Annotated in this window: 12 protein-coding genes and 1 other annotated feature (1 of these 13 cut by a window edge); of the genes, 4 read left to right on the top strand and 8 right to left on the bottom strand. The window is 32.9% G+C overall.

Annotation, left to right across the window (positions count from 1 at the left end; translation table 11 throughout):
* Positions 1–155: a binding site (T-box leader), on the bottom strand (it extends 39 nt beyond the left edge of the window).
* A gap of 100 nt (positions 156–255) precedes the next feature.
* Positions 256–2,715 carry a transglycosylase domain-containing protein gene (locus CD035_RS12140; protein WP_048539572.1) on the top strand — a complete coding sequence of 820 codons (2,460 nt, stop codon included), beginning with the start codon at positions 256–258 and terminating at the stop codon, positions 2,713–2,715.
* A 489-nt stretch (positions 2,716–3,204) separates the two neighbouring features.
* Here CD035_RS12140 and CD035_RS12135 read toward each other — a convergent pair whose 3' ends face one another.
* Entirely contained in the window at positions 3,205–4,872 is a 1,668-nt protein-coding gene (locus CD035_RS12135; RefSeq protein WP_048539810.1) for a formate--tetrahydrofolate ligase, read from the bottom strand.
* Between the two features lie 165 nt (positions 4,873–5,037).
* Positions 5,038–6,750, bottom strand: coding sequence for an acetate--CoA ligase (gene acsA / locus CD035_RS12130; RefSeq protein WP_048539571.1), 1,713 nt, complete (start codon positions 6,748–6,750; stop codon positions 5,038–5,040).
* Positions 6,751–6,899: 149 nt separating this feature from the next.
* Here acsA and CD035_RS12125 point away from each other — a divergent pair, with 149 nt between their 5' ends.
* The 3 genes from CD035_RS12125 to CD035_RS12115 are packed head-to-tail and all read left to right on the top strand — an operon-like array spanning position 6,900 to position 9,333.
* Positions 6,900–7,535 (top strand): GNAT family N-acetyltransferase, encoded by a 636-nt coding sequence (locus tag CD035_RS12125; RefSeq protein ID WP_037588559.1) that lies wholly within the window; start codon positions 6,900–6,902, stop codon positions 7,533–7,535.
* A 15-nt stretch (positions 7,536–7,550) separates the two neighbouring features.
* A complete protein-coding gene (locus tag CD035_RS12120; protein ID WP_048539570.1) occupies positions 7,551–8,195 on the top strand; it encodes a CBS and ACT domain-containing protein in 645 nt (214 codons plus the stop codon).
* Entirely contained in the window at positions 8,188–9,333 is a 1,146-nt protein-coding gene (locus CD035_RS12115) for an acetoin utilization protein AcuC (RefSeq protein WP_048539569.1), read from the top strand. The genes CD035_RS12120 and CD035_RS12115 overlap by 8 nt, the downstream gene beginning before the upstream one ends.
* 187 nt (positions 9,334–9,520) lie before the next feature.
* Here CD035_RS12115 and ccpA read toward each other — a convergent pair whose 3' ends face one another.
* The 6 genes from ccpA to CD035_RS12085 all read right to left on the bottom strand — a co-directional run bounded on the left by ccpA (position 9,521) and on the right by CD035_RS12085 (position 18,060).
* On the bottom strand, positions 9,521–10,510 hold the full coding sequence (gene ccpA, locus CD035_RS12110) for a catabolite control protein A (protein WP_025905288.1): 990 nt from the start codon (positions 10,508–10,510) through the stop codon (positions 9,521–9,523).
* A 258-nt stretch (positions 10,511–10,768) separates the two neighbouring features.
* On the bottom strand, positions 10,769–11,848 hold the full coding sequence (locus CD035_RS12105; RefSeq protein ID WP_048539568.1) for a bifunctional 3-deoxy-7-phosphoheptulonate synthase/chorismate mutase: 1,080 nt from the start codon (positions 11,846–11,848) through the stop codon (positions 10,769–10,771).
* A 257-nt stretch (positions 11,849–12,105) separates the two neighbouring features.
* Positions 12,106–12,768 (bottom strand): YtxH domain-containing protein, encoded by a 663-nt coding sequence (locus CD035_RS12100; protein WP_048539567.1) that lies wholly within the window; start codon positions 12,766–12,768, stop codon positions 12,106–12,108.
* Positions 12,769–12,860: 92 nt separating this feature from the next.
* Positions 12,861–13,412: a DUF948 domain-containing protein gene (locus CD035_RS12095; protein WP_048539566.1), complete on the bottom strand. Its 552-nt coding sequence runs from the start codon at positions 13,410–13,412 to the stop codon at positions 12,861–12,863.
* An 84-nt stretch (positions 13,413–13,496) separates the two neighbouring features.
* Entirely contained in the window at positions 13,497–14,810 is a 1,314-nt protein-coding gene (gene murC / locus CD035_RS12090; protein ID WP_048539565.1) for a UDP-N-acetylmuramate--L-alanine ligase, read from the bottom strand.
* 22 nt (positions 14,811–14,832) lie between these two features.
* A complete protein-coding gene (locus tag CD035_RS12085) occupies positions 14,833–18,060 on the bottom strand; it encodes a DNA translocase FtsK (RefSeq protein ID WP_080964636.1) in 3,228 nt (1,075 codons plus the stop codon).
* Positions 18,061–18,064 lie beyond the last annotated feature (4 nt).

Genomic DNA, 18,064 nt, shown 5'->3' with positions numbered 1-18,064 from the left:
ACGTACATTCATACATCATCACTCTTTAATGTTACGTACATTAATAACGTTGAACTTGTTGTTATAAAGGTGTATTCATCATTATCACTTTATCAGTTCGCAGCACCACTGACTCTCTTAAAAAGAAAATAATCACTACTTCTCCTTTAGTTCATTACCATATGCAATTAATTACAAAGTATAATGCTAACTTTTTTAAAAGTCAACACTAAACATATATGTTATAATATTGATGATTAGATTGGAGGTAAAAATTTGAGTTCAAATCAGTCTAAAAACAAACTTAAAGAACAATTTAATCGTTCAAGTAAGAAATATAAAGATACTTTTAAAGAAACAAAATGGTCTCCAAAACTCATATTCCATACTACATACAATGTAATAAGCAATTTATTTTTCGTTATTGTATTTATTAGTTGTTTATTATTAGCTTTAGGATTGGGTATTGGCGGAGGATACTTCGCAGGACTTGTCAAAGATGAAAAAGTAATGTCTAAAAAAGAAATGAAGCAACAACTTTATTCAATGACAGAAAGTACATCTGTTTATTTTGGTTCTGGAGAGTCACTTGGTCGATTAAAAAGTGATGTCCAAAGGGATGTTATTAAAGGGAAAGACATAAGTAAGAATGTTAAAAATGCACTTATATCAACAGAAGATGAAGACTTCTATAACCATAATGGTATTGTACCAAAAGCTTTTATAAGAGCTTCTGTACAAGAAGTGCTTGGCAGTGCTAATTCTTCTGGCGGGAGTACATTAACGCAACAACTTGTTAAGAACCAACTTTTAACAAATGAAACATCATTTGAACGTAAAGCAAAAGAAATGCTACTTTCAATGAATGTTGAAAAGAACTTATCAAAAGAAGAAATTATTGATAGTTACTTGAACGTTGTTTCATTCGGTAGAAATTCAAATGGTTCTAATATAGCGGGTATTGAAGCCGCTGCTCAAGGTGTATTTGGTAAATCAGCTAAGAATTTAAACGTTGCACAATCAGCATATCTTGCTGGATTACCACAGAATCCTTACACATACACACCTTTCTTGCCGAATGGTGATTTGAAAGATGATGAATCCTTGAAATACGGCATCAATCGTCAACACTATGTTCTGAAAAGAATGTATCAAGAAGATAAAATTACGAAAAAAGAATACGATGAAGCATTAAAATTCGACATCAAGAAATCATTTGTTGATAAGGTTGAAGAACCTAATCAGAAATATCCATTCTTAACAGAAGAAGTAGAAAAACGTACTGTTGATATTCTTAAATATCATTTAGCTAAAGAAGATAATATTTCTAAGAAAGAACTTGATCAAACACCTGTTCTTATGACGAAATACACTGAAAAAGCTAATCAAGCTATGCGAACTGAAGGTTACCGTGTAGATACAACGATTGATAAAGATATGTATGACAAACTTCAAGAAGTTAAAGATAATTCTGGTAGCTACTCATGGGATAGAGAAGCAAGTTATACAAACAGTGAAGGTAAAAAAGCTTCTAAAGATTTCCAACATGAAGTCGGCGCATTATTAAAAGAAAACCAATCTGGTAAAATTCTAGCGTTCGTTGGTGGTAGAGATTACGAAAAATCACAAATCAATCACGCAACAAGTGCTAAACGTTCACCAGGTTCAACAATGAAACCATTACTCACATATGCGCCTGCATTTGAAAATGGATTAATCACACCAAACACTGCCCTACTGGATAAAAAATTCGACTTCCAAGGTTATTCTCCTGATAACTATGATAGAAGAGAATTTGGGCCGGTAACAGCAGATTATGCATTAAGAAACTCTTTAAACTTAAGTACTTTAAGATTGTATAGCAATGTTCAAGACTACAAACCATGGGAAAACTTAAATAAAATGGGTATGACCGTACCTAAAGAAATCCAAGATGGTTTAGCTTTAACACTTGGTACAGCAGACTTCACGTTAGAACAAGATGTGAATGGTTACAGTACTTTAGCTAATAAAGGTGAATATAATGAAAGTTATATGATTGAATCTATTAAATCACGAGATGGCGAAGTGATTTATCAACACAAAAAAGATCCTAAGCGTATCTTTAGTGAATCAACAACATATTTAACAACAAGTATATTAGAAGGTGTTCTTGATGACGGTTCTGGTTACCAAATTAAGAATTCATTTGACGGTAACTGGGCTGGTAAAACAGGTACATCACAAGATGCTAAAGATAGCCTGTTTGTAGGATATACACCAAAAGTTACACTTGGTATATGGATGGGTTACGACCAACCAATAACATTTGATGAAGACAGTCATTATCAATTATTTATGTGGAGAGATATGGTTAATGCATTATCTTCTACAGATAGAGAAAAATTAGGATACGATAGTGAATTCTCTAGACCTAGCACAGTTAAAGAAGACACAATTTGCCAATACACAAATTCTACAGGAAGCTGTAGTAGTGGTGAATCTAAATCTTCTACATTAATATCTGATAAAGTCGATACTTCGAATAAAGATATTAATTCTGACTATGTATTAAAACGACTAGGACAAGCAATTGATACAAACACATCTTCAAAAGTTAAGCCAAAAGAACGCGTATCTAAAAATTCTAAAGAAGCTTGGTCATATAAATCAAGCAGTAATAAAGATAGTAATTCAAACAGCAATAGCAAGCCATCCAGTGGTACAAGCACCGCACCACCAAGTGGCAATAATTAGATAATTCGTTTATAACACCTCATTTTCAGTGAAAATGAGGTGTTATTTTTTGTTGAATAAGATGATGTGATGGCATGCCTTAGTTACACTTCAACCAAGTTTTGTTACTAACGGCATCCTTAGTTACAATTCGGCTGACTTTTGTTACTATGGCGTGCCTTAGTTACAATTCCACCGACTTTTGTTACTATGGCGTGCCTTATTTACAATTCCACCGACTTTTGTTACTAACGGCATCCTTAGTTACAATTCGGCCTACTTTTGTTACTAACGGCATCCTTAGTTACAATTCCGCCTACTTTTGTTACTAACGGCATCCTTAGTTACAATTCGGCCTACTTTTGTTACTAACAGCATCCTTAGTTACAATTCCACCGACTTTTGTAATTAAAAACTCATTCTCTACATATCCCTAAATATTTTATAAACAAAGAAACTGTTGAGACAGCCATTATTGTCTCAACAGTTTTCTATAAAGTCATATTTTATTTAGAATAATCCTACTGCAGAACCGTCTTCGTTAACATCCATATTTAATGCTGCTGGTTTCTTTGGTAAACCTGGCATTGTCATGATGTCCCCTGTTAATGCTACGATAAATCCTGCGCCAGTTCTTGGTGATAATTCTCTTATTGTTATATCGAAGTCTACTGGTGCACCAAGTTCTTTTGGATCGTCTGTAAATGAATATTGTGTTTTCGCCATACAAACTGGGTATTCATCCCAACCGTTTTCTTTAATTGTCTTCAATTGTTTTAAGGCTTTATCACTGAATTTAACAGATCTTCCACCGTATACTTTCTGAACAATTGTTTCAATTTTTTCTTCTATAGATAAGTTCAAATCATAAAGTTGCTTAAATGGTTGAGGTGTTTCTAATACTTTTAATACTTCTTTAGCGAGTTCGACGCCACCTTCTCCACCTTTTTCCCAAACTTCTGTTAGAGCAACTTTTACGTTATTTTCTTTACACCAATCTAAGACAACTTGTACTTCGTCATCTGTATCGTGAATAAAAGCATTAATTGCTACAACAGGTTCAACGCCAAACTGTTTAATGTTATTGACATGTCGTTCTAAGTTTACGATACCTTGTTGAACAGCTTGAACATTTTCTTCTTTAAGATCAGTTTTTGCTACGCCACCATGCATTTTTAACGCACGAATAGTTGCGACTATTACAACTGCACTTGGATCAAATCCAGCTTTACGTGTTTTGATATTTAAAAACTTCTCTGCACCTAAATCTGAACCAAATCCACTTTCTGTTACGACGATATCCGCTAACTTTCTAGCAGTATTCGTTGCAATAATTGAATTACATCCATGTGCAATATTCGCAAAAGGTCCACCATGTACTAATGCAGGCGTGCCTTCTATCGTTTGTACGATGTTAGGTTTTAGCGCGTCTTTTAAAATAAGTGTTAAAGCACCTTCTACCTTTAAATCACGAACCGTTACTGGTTGCTTATCGACATTATAGCCAATTGTAATGTTAGCTAGATTTTCTTTTAAATCTTTAATGCCGTTTGATAAACAGAATATAGCCATTATTTCAGATGCAACTGTGATATCAAAACCATCTTCTCTTGGTACACCTCTTGTCGGGCCACCTAAACCAACTACGACTTGACGTAACTCTCTATCATTCATATCAAGTACACGTTTCCACTCAACTCGTCTAGAATCAATATTGAGTTCGTTACCTTGATAGATATGATTATCGATAAAAGCTGACAACGCATTATTAGCAGTCGTTATCGCGTGTAAGTCACCATTAAAATGTAAATTGATTTCTTCCATTGGTAAAACTTGTGCATAACCACCACCTGTTGCGCCACCTTTCATACCAAATACAGGTCCAAGTGAAGGTTCTCTTAATGCAACCATTACATTTTGATTAAGTTGATTAAAGGCATCTGCTAATCCAACTGTTACCGTTGATTTCCCTTCACCTGCTGGCGTTGGACTTAAAGCTGTTACAAGAACAACTTTACCTTTTTCCTCTAGATCATTTAGCTTTGTAATATCAACTTTTCCTTTGTAGTGACCATAAGGCTCCAAAGCTTCATGAGAAATTCCCACCTTCTCAGCTATTTCACTAATTGGTCTTAAAGTACTTTGTTTTGCAATTTCTAAATCTGATAAATGACTCAACATCGTTCACTCCTTAAATTTATATTACAAATTAAATATTAAATGACATATCCTAACACTATTAGGATATACAATTCACTCATAAAAGTCGATATGTAAGCTACTTTTATTCAAATTTCCCGTAAAAAAGATCACGCCAATTATATGACGTGAACTTTATTTAAATTAATCTTCAAGCGTAGATAAGTCACCTGCTGGTAAATCTAATTCCCATGCTTTAAGTACACGTCTCATAATTTTACCTGAACGTGTCTTAGGTAATTTATCTTTAAATTCAATTTCACGAGGTGCTGCATGACCAGCTAATCCTTCTTTAACAAACTTTCTAATTTCTTCTTTAAGTTCGTCTGATTCTTCATAGCCATCTCTTAAAGCAATAAATGCTTTAATAATTTCACCTCTTACTGGGTCAGGTTTACCGATAACACCCGCTTCAGCAACAGCTGGATGTTCAACGAGTTTAGATTCAACCTCAAATGGACCTACACGTTCACCAGCAGTCATAATTACATCATCAACTCTACCTTGGAACCAGTAATAACCATCTTCATCTTTATATGCAGAATCTCCTGAAACATACCACTCATCATTGATAAAGTAAGAATCGTATTTAGGTTGATTATTCCAAATTGTTCTCATCATTGATGGCCAACCTTTTTTAAGGGCTAAGTTACCCATTCTATTCGGTGGTAATTCATTACCTTGATCATCTACAATTGCTGCTTCAATACCTGGTAATGGTTTACCCATCGAACCAGCACGTATATCCATAGAAGGATAGTTTACAATCATATGTCCACCTGTTTCAGTCATCCACCATGTATCATGTACTCTATGATTAAATACGTTATGTGCCCATTTAATAACTTCAGGGTTTAATGGTTCACCAACTGAAAGCACATGTCTTAATGATGAAAGATCATACTTACTAACAACATCATCACCAGCACCCATTAACATACGTAGTGCTGTTGGTGCTGTATACCAAATTGTTACGCCATATGTTTGAATAAAGTCATACCAACCTTCAGGCGAAAATCTTCCACCGACAATGCAATTTGTAACACCATTTAACCATGGACTAAAGATACCGTATGATGTGCCTGTTACCCAACCTGGGTCAGCTGTACACCAATAAACGTCATCTTCTTTAAAGTCTAATACATATTTACCAGATATATAATGTACGATCATAGCCTCTTGAACATGTAATACACCTTTAGGTTGTCCTGTAGAACCTGATGTATAATGTAAGATCAAACCATCTTCTCTATCTAACCATTCAATATCAAATTCATCACTTGCTTGTTCAAATGATTGATTGAAATCAATGTATTCATCACTTACTTCGTCATCTACAACGACAATATGTTCAAGGTTTGGTAATTCATCTTTCGGAATTCTACCAACTAAATCATTCGTCGTAATGATCACTTTAGCTTCACTATTTTCTAATCTGTCTTTAACTGCTTTTTCCATAAAAGCTTCGAATAATGGTCCTACGATAGCCCCAATCTTCAAAGTACCTAATAAAGAGAAATATAATTCAGGTGTTCTAGGCATAAATATAAATACTCTATCACCTTTTTGTACATTCGCTTCATTTTTCAAGACATTTGCAGCTTTATTACTCGCGATTTGTAATTCTTTAAATGTATAACTATCTTGTCTATTGCTATCTTTATAATGAAGTGCAATTTTGTCCCCTTTACCATTGTCTACATGACGATCGATACATTCGTAAGCCATATTTATTTTTCCAGTTTCACTCCAACTGAAATTCTTTTCGATATCTTTCCAATTATGATTTTTTACTGTTTCATCATAATCAGCAAGGTTATAAGAATCATTTAATGCTTCGTAAACTTCGACTTTCATTTAAATCTCCCCTTTTATGAATGTAATCGTTTTCAATAAAGCCTATTTACATTATAATATAAATAGATGATACTTTTCAAAAAAATTTGATTATTCAAAATACATATTGCAAATATAGAATATCATACTTAATGAAAGGAGGTACAACATTGGAATTCAAGAAGACTTTTATATCTGAAACTGTCCCCTATGATAAAGACACAGATATTATCGTTGAAGGACCTGTACATCCAGATGAATTACGAAACATGACTTTTGATGAAGGACTCAATAGTTTTAGAGTATCTAAAGAACAATTTGAAGCCATTATTGAAATTGCTGAATTGCCTGAAGGAAGAATAATTATCGCACGTATTGATCAACATATTATCGGTTATACGACATACTTATACCCTGACCCATTAGAAAGATGGTCTGATGGTAATTTACCGTATATTCTAGAGTTAGGTGCTATTGAATTGTCTTTAGATTATCGTAAATATGGTCTAGGTAAAAAAATGCTTCAACTTGCTATGAAAGCGCCTGAAATGGAAGATTTCATCGTCATTACAACTGAATATTATTGGCATTGGGATTTAAAAAACAGTGGTTTAGATGTTTATCAATATCAAAAAATCATGCATAAAATGATGGCTGAAGGTGGATTAGAAGTGTTTGCAACAGACGACCCTGAAATAATTAGTCATCCAGCTAATAGCCTAATGGCAAGGATTGGACAAAATATTCAACAAGAACAAATGGAAGCATTTGATAAACTCAGATTTATGAATAGATTTTTCTTTTAGAGGGGGTTTGAATTTATGTTAGTTGAAAAAATTATGACATCACCTTGTACAACAATACAAAGTGATAAATCTATTGAAGATGCTTTAGTATTAATGACACAAAAAGAAATTAGACATTTACCGATTATTGATGAAGAAGATCATTTACTCGGTATTATTTCTGATAGAGATATAAAAATGGCTCTGCCTAGTATATTATCTGATGACGAGCCCAACAAAAGTTTGTCATTATCTGTTTCAAAAATAATGAGACGTAATGTGATACGTTGCCATCCACTTGATTTCGTAGAAGATATTGCACTAGATTTTTATGAAATGTCTATTGGTTCAATTCCAGTTATTCGAGATAATAAAGTAATTGGTATCGTTACCCAAAAAGACATGCTCAATACATTTTTAGAACTTACAGGTGTGACTATGCCTGGTTCTATTATTGAAGTACATATTGATGATAAAGTTGGCGCACTTCATGATATTACTAGAATATTTAAAGAACAAAATATTGATATCTTAAACGTTTTAGCATATGCAGATCAACAAGATATTAATAAGAGATACCTGATGTTACGAGTGAAATCAATGAATCCAGAGAAAATATACAAATTATTAGAAGAACAAGATTACCATGTCATCTATCCGTTTGGTATAAAAAATGACTAATGTTAAATATGTATATTCTGAAGATTTATTGAAATATCGTTTTTCAGATAGTCACCCTTTCAATCAAATGAGACTTAAATTAACAACTGATTTACTCTTTGATTTAGGTGTATTAACCGAAGCACATATTATTTCACCTCGGGTAGCGACTGATGAAGAACTTCAACTCGTACATGAACCAAATTATATAGAAGCAATAAAGAAAGCTGGTAATGGTGATTTACCATTAAAAGAATATGATAAATACGGATTAAATTCTGAAGACACGCCACAATTTATAAATATGCATGAAAATAGTGCACGTGTTGTTGGTGGAACTTTAAGTGCAGTAGATGCCGTTATGACTGGAGAAGCAACAAGAGCATGCCATCTTGGCGGTGGCTTACATCATGGCTTTAAAGGTAAAGCGAGCGGATTTTGTATATATAATGACAGTGCTGTTGCCATTCAATACATGCAATCAAAGTATAATCAACGTGTCTTATATATTGATACAGACGCACATCACGGCGATGGCGTACAATGGTCATTTTATACAAACGAAGATGTCATGAACTATTCTATACATGAAACTGGTCGATACTTATTTCCAGGCACTGGTGCGTTAACAGAACGCGGTGATGGCAAAGGATTTGGAACGACTGTCAATGTACCATTAGATGCTTATACAGAAGACGATTCATACATAGACGTTTTTAAAGATACAGTAGAAGCAGTTTGTAAAGCATATAAACCAGATGTCATACTAAGTGTAAATGGTGTGGATATACATTATTTAGATCCACTCACACATTTAAGTTGCACACTTGATACATTGTATAAAATACCATATATCGTTAAAGGTTTAGCTGATAAATATTGTGATGGCAAAATCATTATGATTGGAGGCGGTGGCTATAATATATGGCGCGTTGTACCTAGAGCGTGGTCACATGTATGGTTTGCACTAAATGACCTAGAAACACCTGAAGGATCAATACCAGATTCATGGTTACAAAAATACCAACCACACGCACCATTACCACTACCTTCAACTTGGATAGATGAAAAAGAAGACTATACTGACATACCTAGAAGAAAAGAAATAACAGAAAAAAATAATAATACTAAACTAAGAATATTAGATTGGTTTGATTAAATGTAAAAAAAGACGAGACTGGGACATAATGTAATGTCTCAGTCTCTTTTTGCAACTTGGCAGTAGATGTCTGAATTGAAAATGCGCTTGTACCAAGCTTTTTTCAACTCTAGTCATCCTTCCCGGGGCGGGACTACGAAATCATTTTATATAAATTAGATTTCTGTCCCGCTCTCGTCTTTCTATATTATTTAGTTGTACCTCTATATTCTACTCTATAAGGTAAAATCACATTAGGTTCATCAATTTGTTCATCATTCATATATTTAGTTAATAATCTCATACCAACTGCACCAATATCATATAATGGTTGTGTCACACTTGATAATTGAGGTCTAACCATATGAACTAATCTTGTATTATTGAAACTTACAACTTGTAAATCATTTGGTACATTAACGCCTGCATCTTGTGCTGCGTGTACAATACCAATTGCTTGTTCATCACTAATACATAAAATAACATCCGGCTTATCTTGAGAAACAGCCTCATAAGCACGACTACCATCTTTATATGTTTCATTACCAACAAATTTAGCATTGTCTTCGATTTCAAGTCCAGCTTCTTGAAGTGCAAGTTCTAATCCTTTAAAAGCATCATCTTGTGCTTTTTCTGAATATCCTCCACCTACAAATGCAAATTTCTTAGCACCTTTCTTAATCAATGACTCAGCAATTTCTTTACTAGCTTCTGTATAGTTAATGTTAACTGAAGCAAGTTTAGAGTCTTTATCATTCGTACCTGATACGACTACTGGTACTGATGATTTATCAATAAGGTCTACTGTTTCATCTGTTAAAGTACCACCTAAGAAAATAATGCCGTCAACTTGTTTACTTAATAAATTATTAAATATCTCTTGTTCTTTTTCACTATCATTATCAGAATTTGAAATGATTGTATGATATTTATACATAGTAGCAATATCTTCTAAACCACGAGCTAATTCAGAATAATAAACATTTGAAATGTCAGGAATAATTACCCCAACAGTTGTTGTTTTCTTACTTGCTAAACCTCTAGCTACAGCATTAGGTCTATAATTTAATCTTTTAATTACTTCATTTACTTTATCACGTGTTGAAGGCTTTACATTTTGGTTGCCATTCACTACACGTGAAACTGTTGCCATTGATACTTTTGCTTCTCTTGCAACATCATATATTGTTACAGTCATAATATCCTCCTATCTTGAAAACGTTTTCTACTTTATTCTAGCACGTTTTCATAATGTTTTCAAAATATATGAAAGCGAACTCACAATTAACAATTATAAAAGATTATAGAGGTGTTGTCGATACAATTGCTCTAATATTTTTGAGCATTGTGTAAATTGTAAATAGTTTTTCAGAAAACAAACGAACATGTGTTGATTTACAACATAAAAACTGGCGAAAAGTTATGATAACTTTTCGCCAGTCGATGTATATGAAAATTATTTTTCGTATAATTTAGCAGCTTCAACGATTTCTTTGTAGAATGCGTCAAATTCATTTAAGTCCATTTGTTGTCCAGCGTCACTTAACGCTACTGATGGATCAGGATGTACTTCTGCCATTACACCGTCAGCTCCAACTGCTAATGCAGCTTTAGCACATGGTAGCATGATGTCTTTACGACCAGTACTATGCGTAACGTCTACCATAACTGGTAGATGTGTACCTTGCTTTAAAATTGGAACTGCTGAAATATCTAATGTGTTTCTTGTAGCTTTTTCATATGTTCTAATACCACGTTCACATAAGATAATATTATTGTTACCTTGTGAATGAATATATTCTGCAGCGTAAATGAATTCTTCGATAGTTGCAGAAAGACCACGTTTTAATAAGATAGGTTTGTTTGTTTTACCTGCTTCTTTTAATAACTCAAAGTTTTGCATGTTTCTTGCACCAATTTGGAATACATCTAAGTATTCATCAGCCATTTCAAAGTGTGCAGGATTTACAATTTCACTTACGATATTTAAACCGTATTTATCTTTAGTATTTTTAAGAATTTTTAATCCTTCTTCACCTAAACCTTGGAAGTCATAAGGAGAAGTACGTGGTTTAAATGCGCCACCTCTAATGAATTTTTCGCCTCTATCAGCTAATTCTTTCGCAACAGTATCAACTTGTTCTTGTGATTCTACAGAACACGGCCCGAATACGAATGATTTTTTATTATTACCAATAATTGCACCATTGTCGAATTGTACAATAGTATCTTCTGGTTTTAATTTACGAGAAACATATAAATGTTTTTCATTTTCAGATTTTTGTAAGTCAGTAGAAGCTTTAAAGATCTCTTTAAATAATTGCTTAATAGTATTGTCGTTATATGGTCCTTGGTTATTATCAATTAAATGATTTAACATTTCTTTTTCACGTTGTGGATCATATACTTGAGTACCTTGTTTACGTTTTTCTTCACCAATTTTTTTAGCTAAAGTACCACGCTCTTGTAATAAAGCTAAAATTTCATCATTAATACCTTCAATTCTTTTTCTTAAATTCTCTAATTCATTTGACATCCTTTTCACCTCATGTAAACAATTTAACTCACATACTTTAAAGCGATAAAATATATAAGTAATTAGATGTTAGTATAACAATTAAAATGATCTGATTCAACCCCAACATCTCAAAAATATTAAAGTTTATTACTAATCAGACTAATAAAGTATATTTTAATTTATAATGGTGTTCATTACAATATAAAAAACTACCGAAAAGTTATGTTATAACTTTTCGGTAGTACAAATAATATGCGTTATACATCACTTATTTATTATTTTTTATCGAAAGTTTTTTTCTCTACAACTGTTTTTGGACCTTTTAAGTCTTCATTTTCTACTTCAGATTTAATCGCACCTTTTTGTGCTTTTAATTCTTCATCGCCTACATCGTCAGCTGTTACAACGCCTTTGTTAGCTTTCTTTTCAGCTTGTTTAGATTTTACTTCTTCTGCTTTTTTCTTAGTTTCTGTTTTCTTTTCTGAAGCTTTTGTTTTAACTTCTTCTTTTTTATCTGTAGCTTTAGCTTTTACTTCTTCCGCTTTTTGACTAGCTTCTTCTTTTTTATCAGCAGCTTTAGCTTTCACTTCTTCTGCTTTTTCGCTCGCTTGTGCTTTTTTATCTTCAACTTTAGTTTTGACTTCTTCTTTCTTTTCTTCAGCTTGTGTTTTGATTTCTTCAGCTTTAGATTGAGCTTGAACTTTTAAGTCGTCAGTTTTAGTTTTAACGTCATCGATAATTTTGTTTGATTTCTCACTTAAATCATCTTGTAGTTCTTTCCCTGATTTAGGTGCTAGTAATAAACCAACAATTCCGCCTACTACTGTACCTAATACTACACCAAATACAAAATCTCTACCGTTTGTATTTTTTTCATATTCAGCTTCATATGTTTCTAGACCATGTGTATATAAATCTCTATTGTATTTGTTTTCCATTTTATTTTCCCCCTAATTTTATTAAAGAAATCAGGCTGTGACATTTTTTATATGCCTCAGCCTGAAAAGATTGTTATTTGCTTCCATGCACTTTATTTTTTCAAGCCTGCACCAATTTTATCTTCATCTAAGTTGTCACCTGATGTTGTTTTTTCATTGTAGTCTTTCGGCACTTGCGCTTCAAAATCTTTAGAAGCATTTACATTATTTTTGTACGATACATTACTTCTACGATCTCTTCTTAATTGCCATTTATCTGCAACTTCCATTGCAACATTTGACCATTGAATAACTTGAGAAATCTTATCTTCATTTTGTGAGATATTGTGTGTAATAGAGTTTGTAACTCTATCTACTGAATTATTAAGTGTTTGTACAGAATCTCCAACACCTTTAACTGCATCTACTACTGAGTTTAAGCGTAATGATTTATCTTGAATATCTTCAGTTAAACGATTTGCTTTATGAAGTAAATCTGTAGATTCACGAGTGATACCTTGTATTTGGCCTTGAATGCCATCTAAAGTTTCATTAATTCCTTTAACTGTTTTTAATAATTGCATTAAAAATAGTGCTAAGACAACACAAATAATTAAAAATGCAACCGCAGCAATTATGCCTGCTATTGGTAAAATCCAATCCATACTGAACGCCTCCTAATAATTATAAAACTATTCTTTATTCGATTTACTAATATTTAATACCCTCACTATTAAAGTATAAACATATTATATTAAATGTGATAGTGAAGTAACATAGGCTTTTTGAACTTTTTGAATATCTCCAGCACCCATAAATAGTATAACACCATTATCATGCTTTTGTAGCTGAGAAACAGATTCTTCACTAATTAAATCCGCATTAGGAATTAATGCTTTTAAATCATGTATTGTCAGCTCACCTTGTTGTTCTCGAATAGAACCAAAGATGTCACATAAATATACTTTATCAGCAAGGTTTAAACTTTCAGCAAATTCGTTTAAGAAAGTTTCTGTTCTTGAAAATGTATGTGGCTGAAATACTGCAACCACTTCATTTTCAGGATATTTTTTTCTAGCTGATTCAATTGTAGCATTTATTTCTCTCGGATGGTGTGCATAGTCATCGATTAAGATTTGATTATCGTAAAAACTTTCACTAAATCTTCTTTTTACACCACCAAAAGTTAATAATGCTTCTTTAATATTTTCAATATCAAGTTTTTCTAAATGGCAAATTGCAATAACAGCTAATGCATTTAGAACGTGGTGATCACCATACATAGGTGTTGTAAATGTACCTATGAGTTCGTTTTTAGATTTGAAGTATACATCAAATGTTGTACCTTTAGAAGACGTTTGAATATTTTCAGCATAGACATCATTGTCGTGTTCGAAACCATAAAAGTAAATTGGAACATCCGCTTTAATTTTTCTAAGTTCAGCGTCATGTCCCCAAGCAACGATTGCTTTTTTTACATTACTAGCCATCTCTTGGAATGCATTTGTTACGTCTTGTAAATCTTTAAAATAGTCTGGATGATCAAAATCAATATTTGTCATAATCGCATAATCTGGATAATAACTTAAAAAGTGTCTTCTATATTCACAAGCTTCAAAAGCAAAGTATGAGCTATCAGGTAATCCCATACCTGTTCCATCACCTATTAAGAATGATGTCTTTTGATCACCATTCATGACATGTGATAATAATCCAGTTGTCGATGTTTTACCGTGTGCACCTGTAACAGCGACTGATGTATATTGAGACATAAATTCACCTAGGAATATATGATATCTTTTTACTTCAAGTCCCATGTCGTAAGCTTTTGCTATTTCAGGGTGTGTATCTGGAAAGGCATTACCTGCTATAACAGTCATGCCTTCTTGAATATTTTCTACATCAAAAGGTAATATTTTAATGCCTTTATTTTTTAATGCTATTTCAGTAAATACTGTATTCTCTATATCAGAACCTTGTACTTTATGTCCCATGTCGTGCATGATTTGTGCAAGTGAACTCATACCTGCACCTTTTATGCCGACAAAATGAAATAATGTCATTTCATGTCACTCCTTCTATTTCTTAAATGTTAGTTTCTCTTTCTTCTATCATATCTTTAGTAATAAGTACATCTCTTGGTTTAGAGCCGTTAGGTCCTGATATATAACCTCTCTCTTCAAGATTATCAATCATTCTCGCTGCTCTATTATATCCAATTTGGAAATGTCTTTGTATAAGTGAAGTTGAAATATGACCTTCGTTTAACATAAATTCACAAACTTCATCAAATAGTGCATCAGCAGGTTGTTCATTTACCTTTTTCAACAATGTTTCTTTTTTGAATAGATAATTAGGTTTCATTTGACTACTAACATTTTCTACTGTTTCATCAATTTCATCATCTGATACAAATGCACCTTGAACTCTTATCGGTTTATTCATACCGTTACCAAGATATAACATATCACCATTACCAAGTAATTTCTCTGCTCCACCAACATCAAGAATTGTTCTAGAGTCAATAGAAGACGATACCATGAATGATATTCTTGTTGGTACGTTTGCTTTAATTAAACCTGTAATCACATTGACGGATGGTCGTTGTGTCGCAAGAATCATATGTATACCACATGCTCTAGCTTTTTGTGCAATTCTAGCAATAGATTGTTCAACTTCTTGAGGTGACATCATCATTAAATCAGCTAACTCATCTATAACTATAATGATTTTTGCCATTCTTTGCTCGTAATTTGCTTTCTTATTAAATGCAGTAATATTTCTAACATGTAATTCAGCAAAACGCTTATATCTACGTTCCATCTCTTCAACTGCCCATTTTAAACTAGCAGTTGCTGCTTTAACATCCGTAATAACTGGCGCAACTAAATGCGGCAAATTATTATATGGTGCAAGCTCTACCATTTTCGGATCAATCAGTAATAGTTTCAGCTCATCTGGATGATTTTTATAAAGTAAACTTGTTAAGATAGCATTAATACATACTGACTTACCAGAACCTGTTGCACCAGCAATGAGCGCATGAGGTGTCTTAGCAATATCCATTAATAGCGGTTCGTTATTAATTTTAAAGCCCATTGCTACAGTCAGTTTACTTTCTGCTTGTTGAAAAGGTTTAGACGTGATCATTTGGCCTAATGGAATCTTTTTAGGACTTTGATTAGGCACTTCGATACCTACTAAACTTGTACCTGGAATAGGCGCTTCAATACGAATATCTTTAGCAGCTAATGCCATCTTAATGTCATCTTGCAACGCAGTAATTCTAGATACTTTAACACCTTTTTCAACAGATAATTCAAACCTTGTAACAGTTGGCCCTTGTATCATATTGACAACATGTGCAGGCACATTAAAATGATAAAAAGCTTCATCTAGTTCTTTTTTCTTTTCCTCTAACCATTCACTATTATCTTCTTCCTCAACTAGATCATCTAATATAGATACTGGTGGAAGTACATAAGATGGTCCTTTACGTTTAACAGCTTGGTTAGACTCATTTTGTTCAGTGTTGCTTTCATTTTCTGTTTCTTGAAAGTTAGATGTTTGCGTCTTGTTGATATTTGATGAATTCTTAAATGCTTGATGTTTGCGTTTATCTGAAGGTGTCATCATCACGTTAAATGGTGAAGACTTTCTAACAGACTTAGGTTTCAAGATAGGTTCGTGAGAAGTTGTTTCTTTAGGTTCTTCAGGTTGTTGAATCGTGTCTTCAGCTTCTATTGGATTATTATTTGATTCTTCTTCTGCAATAACATTATCCGCTTCTTGTTTTTCTGTATCACTTTCCACTTCAAAATGATCAGACTCGAATAAGCTTTCATTATTATCTTCTTCATTTTCATCAAATGTTAATACATCTTCAGCATTATCGATTGTTTCTATTTCTTCATCTTCAGAATCTTCTACTTCTTCAAAATGTATATCATCTTCGACAAATTGATCAGATTGTGTAATCGATGCATCATCATCTTCTTCAAGAGAATCATGCGTCTCTATTATTTCTGATGGTTCGATAACTTCTTCATTTGAAACTTCATTATCTTCTTCAAAATGTTGTATTGCTTCAGCTTCAGTAATATTTTCGGCTCCACTAATGTCTTCTACTACATTGCTCGATTCTACTTCTTCAACCTCTGAAGCTTCCTCTTCAATTGAATCATGAGTTGAATTGTCTTCTTCATGTTCAGTCTCAACTTCTTCAATGATATCATCAACATTGTCTTGTTTAATGTCATCTTCTGTATCATCAAAATCTAAGTCTATCTCTTTAAATTCATATGTAGTTAAATCATTGACGTCTGGCTGTAACGCATTAGAATTAACCGTCTCTTCTTGAGAGTCGCTTGATTCATCTTGGGGTATGTCATTTTGTAATTCATCTGGCAATTCTTCTTGTTCATCTTCCACGTCTTGATAATCTTTTGGATCTTTTTTAATATATGAAGCTTGTTGTTTTAAGTAATAGTCTTGGTTTTTAATTTGTGACTTTGTTTCTTCTGAATCAAGACTGTTAAGTTCTTGTTCTCTTTTTTCTCTTAAAGCTTTTTCAAATTGTTTTTTCTTTTGAAGTTTCTTCTCGCGTTCTTTTCTAATTTCAGAAACAATTTGTGAAGCATAAATATTTTCAATGTTAATCGTATTATCCGTCTTTGAATAAGTAGGGACTTCTTGTACGATTTCACTACTTTGTTTACGTTTATTTTCTTTTTCAGTATCATTATCTGATTTAGTTGAATGATCTTTCAAACCACTATTAGGAACTTCTTTTTGTTTTCTCATACCGAATATTGCTGAAGGCACTTCAGAAGCTTTAAATTTTGGTTGATGTAATGCATTCAATCTTTCTTCAAATTGATAGTCATCATTATAACGTTTACTGTTGTCGTAGCGTTGAGAAGATTGTTTACTTTTCGTATTGTAATGATGTGTTACATCCTGATCATAACTTCTTGACTTCTTAGCAGGTTCATATGCATCCACATTACGATTTCTTCTACGTCTTCTTCTATTTGTTGGAAAAGAAGCTGAGCTTTCATCATAAAATCTACTATCATGATATTTCTCTTCTCGTTGACTTGTTTCATTATCATGTTGATGGTGCTCTTCATTAGATTGTTCTTCATATTCCATTTGTATTGGAAATCTAAATTTGCCTTTAGGTCTTCTATAAATTTCTTCATTAGTTGAATCGTCATCAGGATGATGATCAAAAGACACTTGATCGCTTTTTTGCTTTTCATTTTTTTGTTCATTTTTCGATTGCCCGAATATATCATCAAACCAACTCATAGGT

It is taken from the genome of Mammaliicoccus sciuri (assembly GCF_002901825.1).
GTDB classification, from domain to species: Bacteria; Bacillota; Bacilli; order Staphylococcales; family Staphylococcaceae; genus Mammaliicoccus; species Mammaliicoccus sciuri.
Note: the sequence above shows the minus strand (reverse complement) of the source record. Positions and strands in the feature narration are given on the sequence as shown.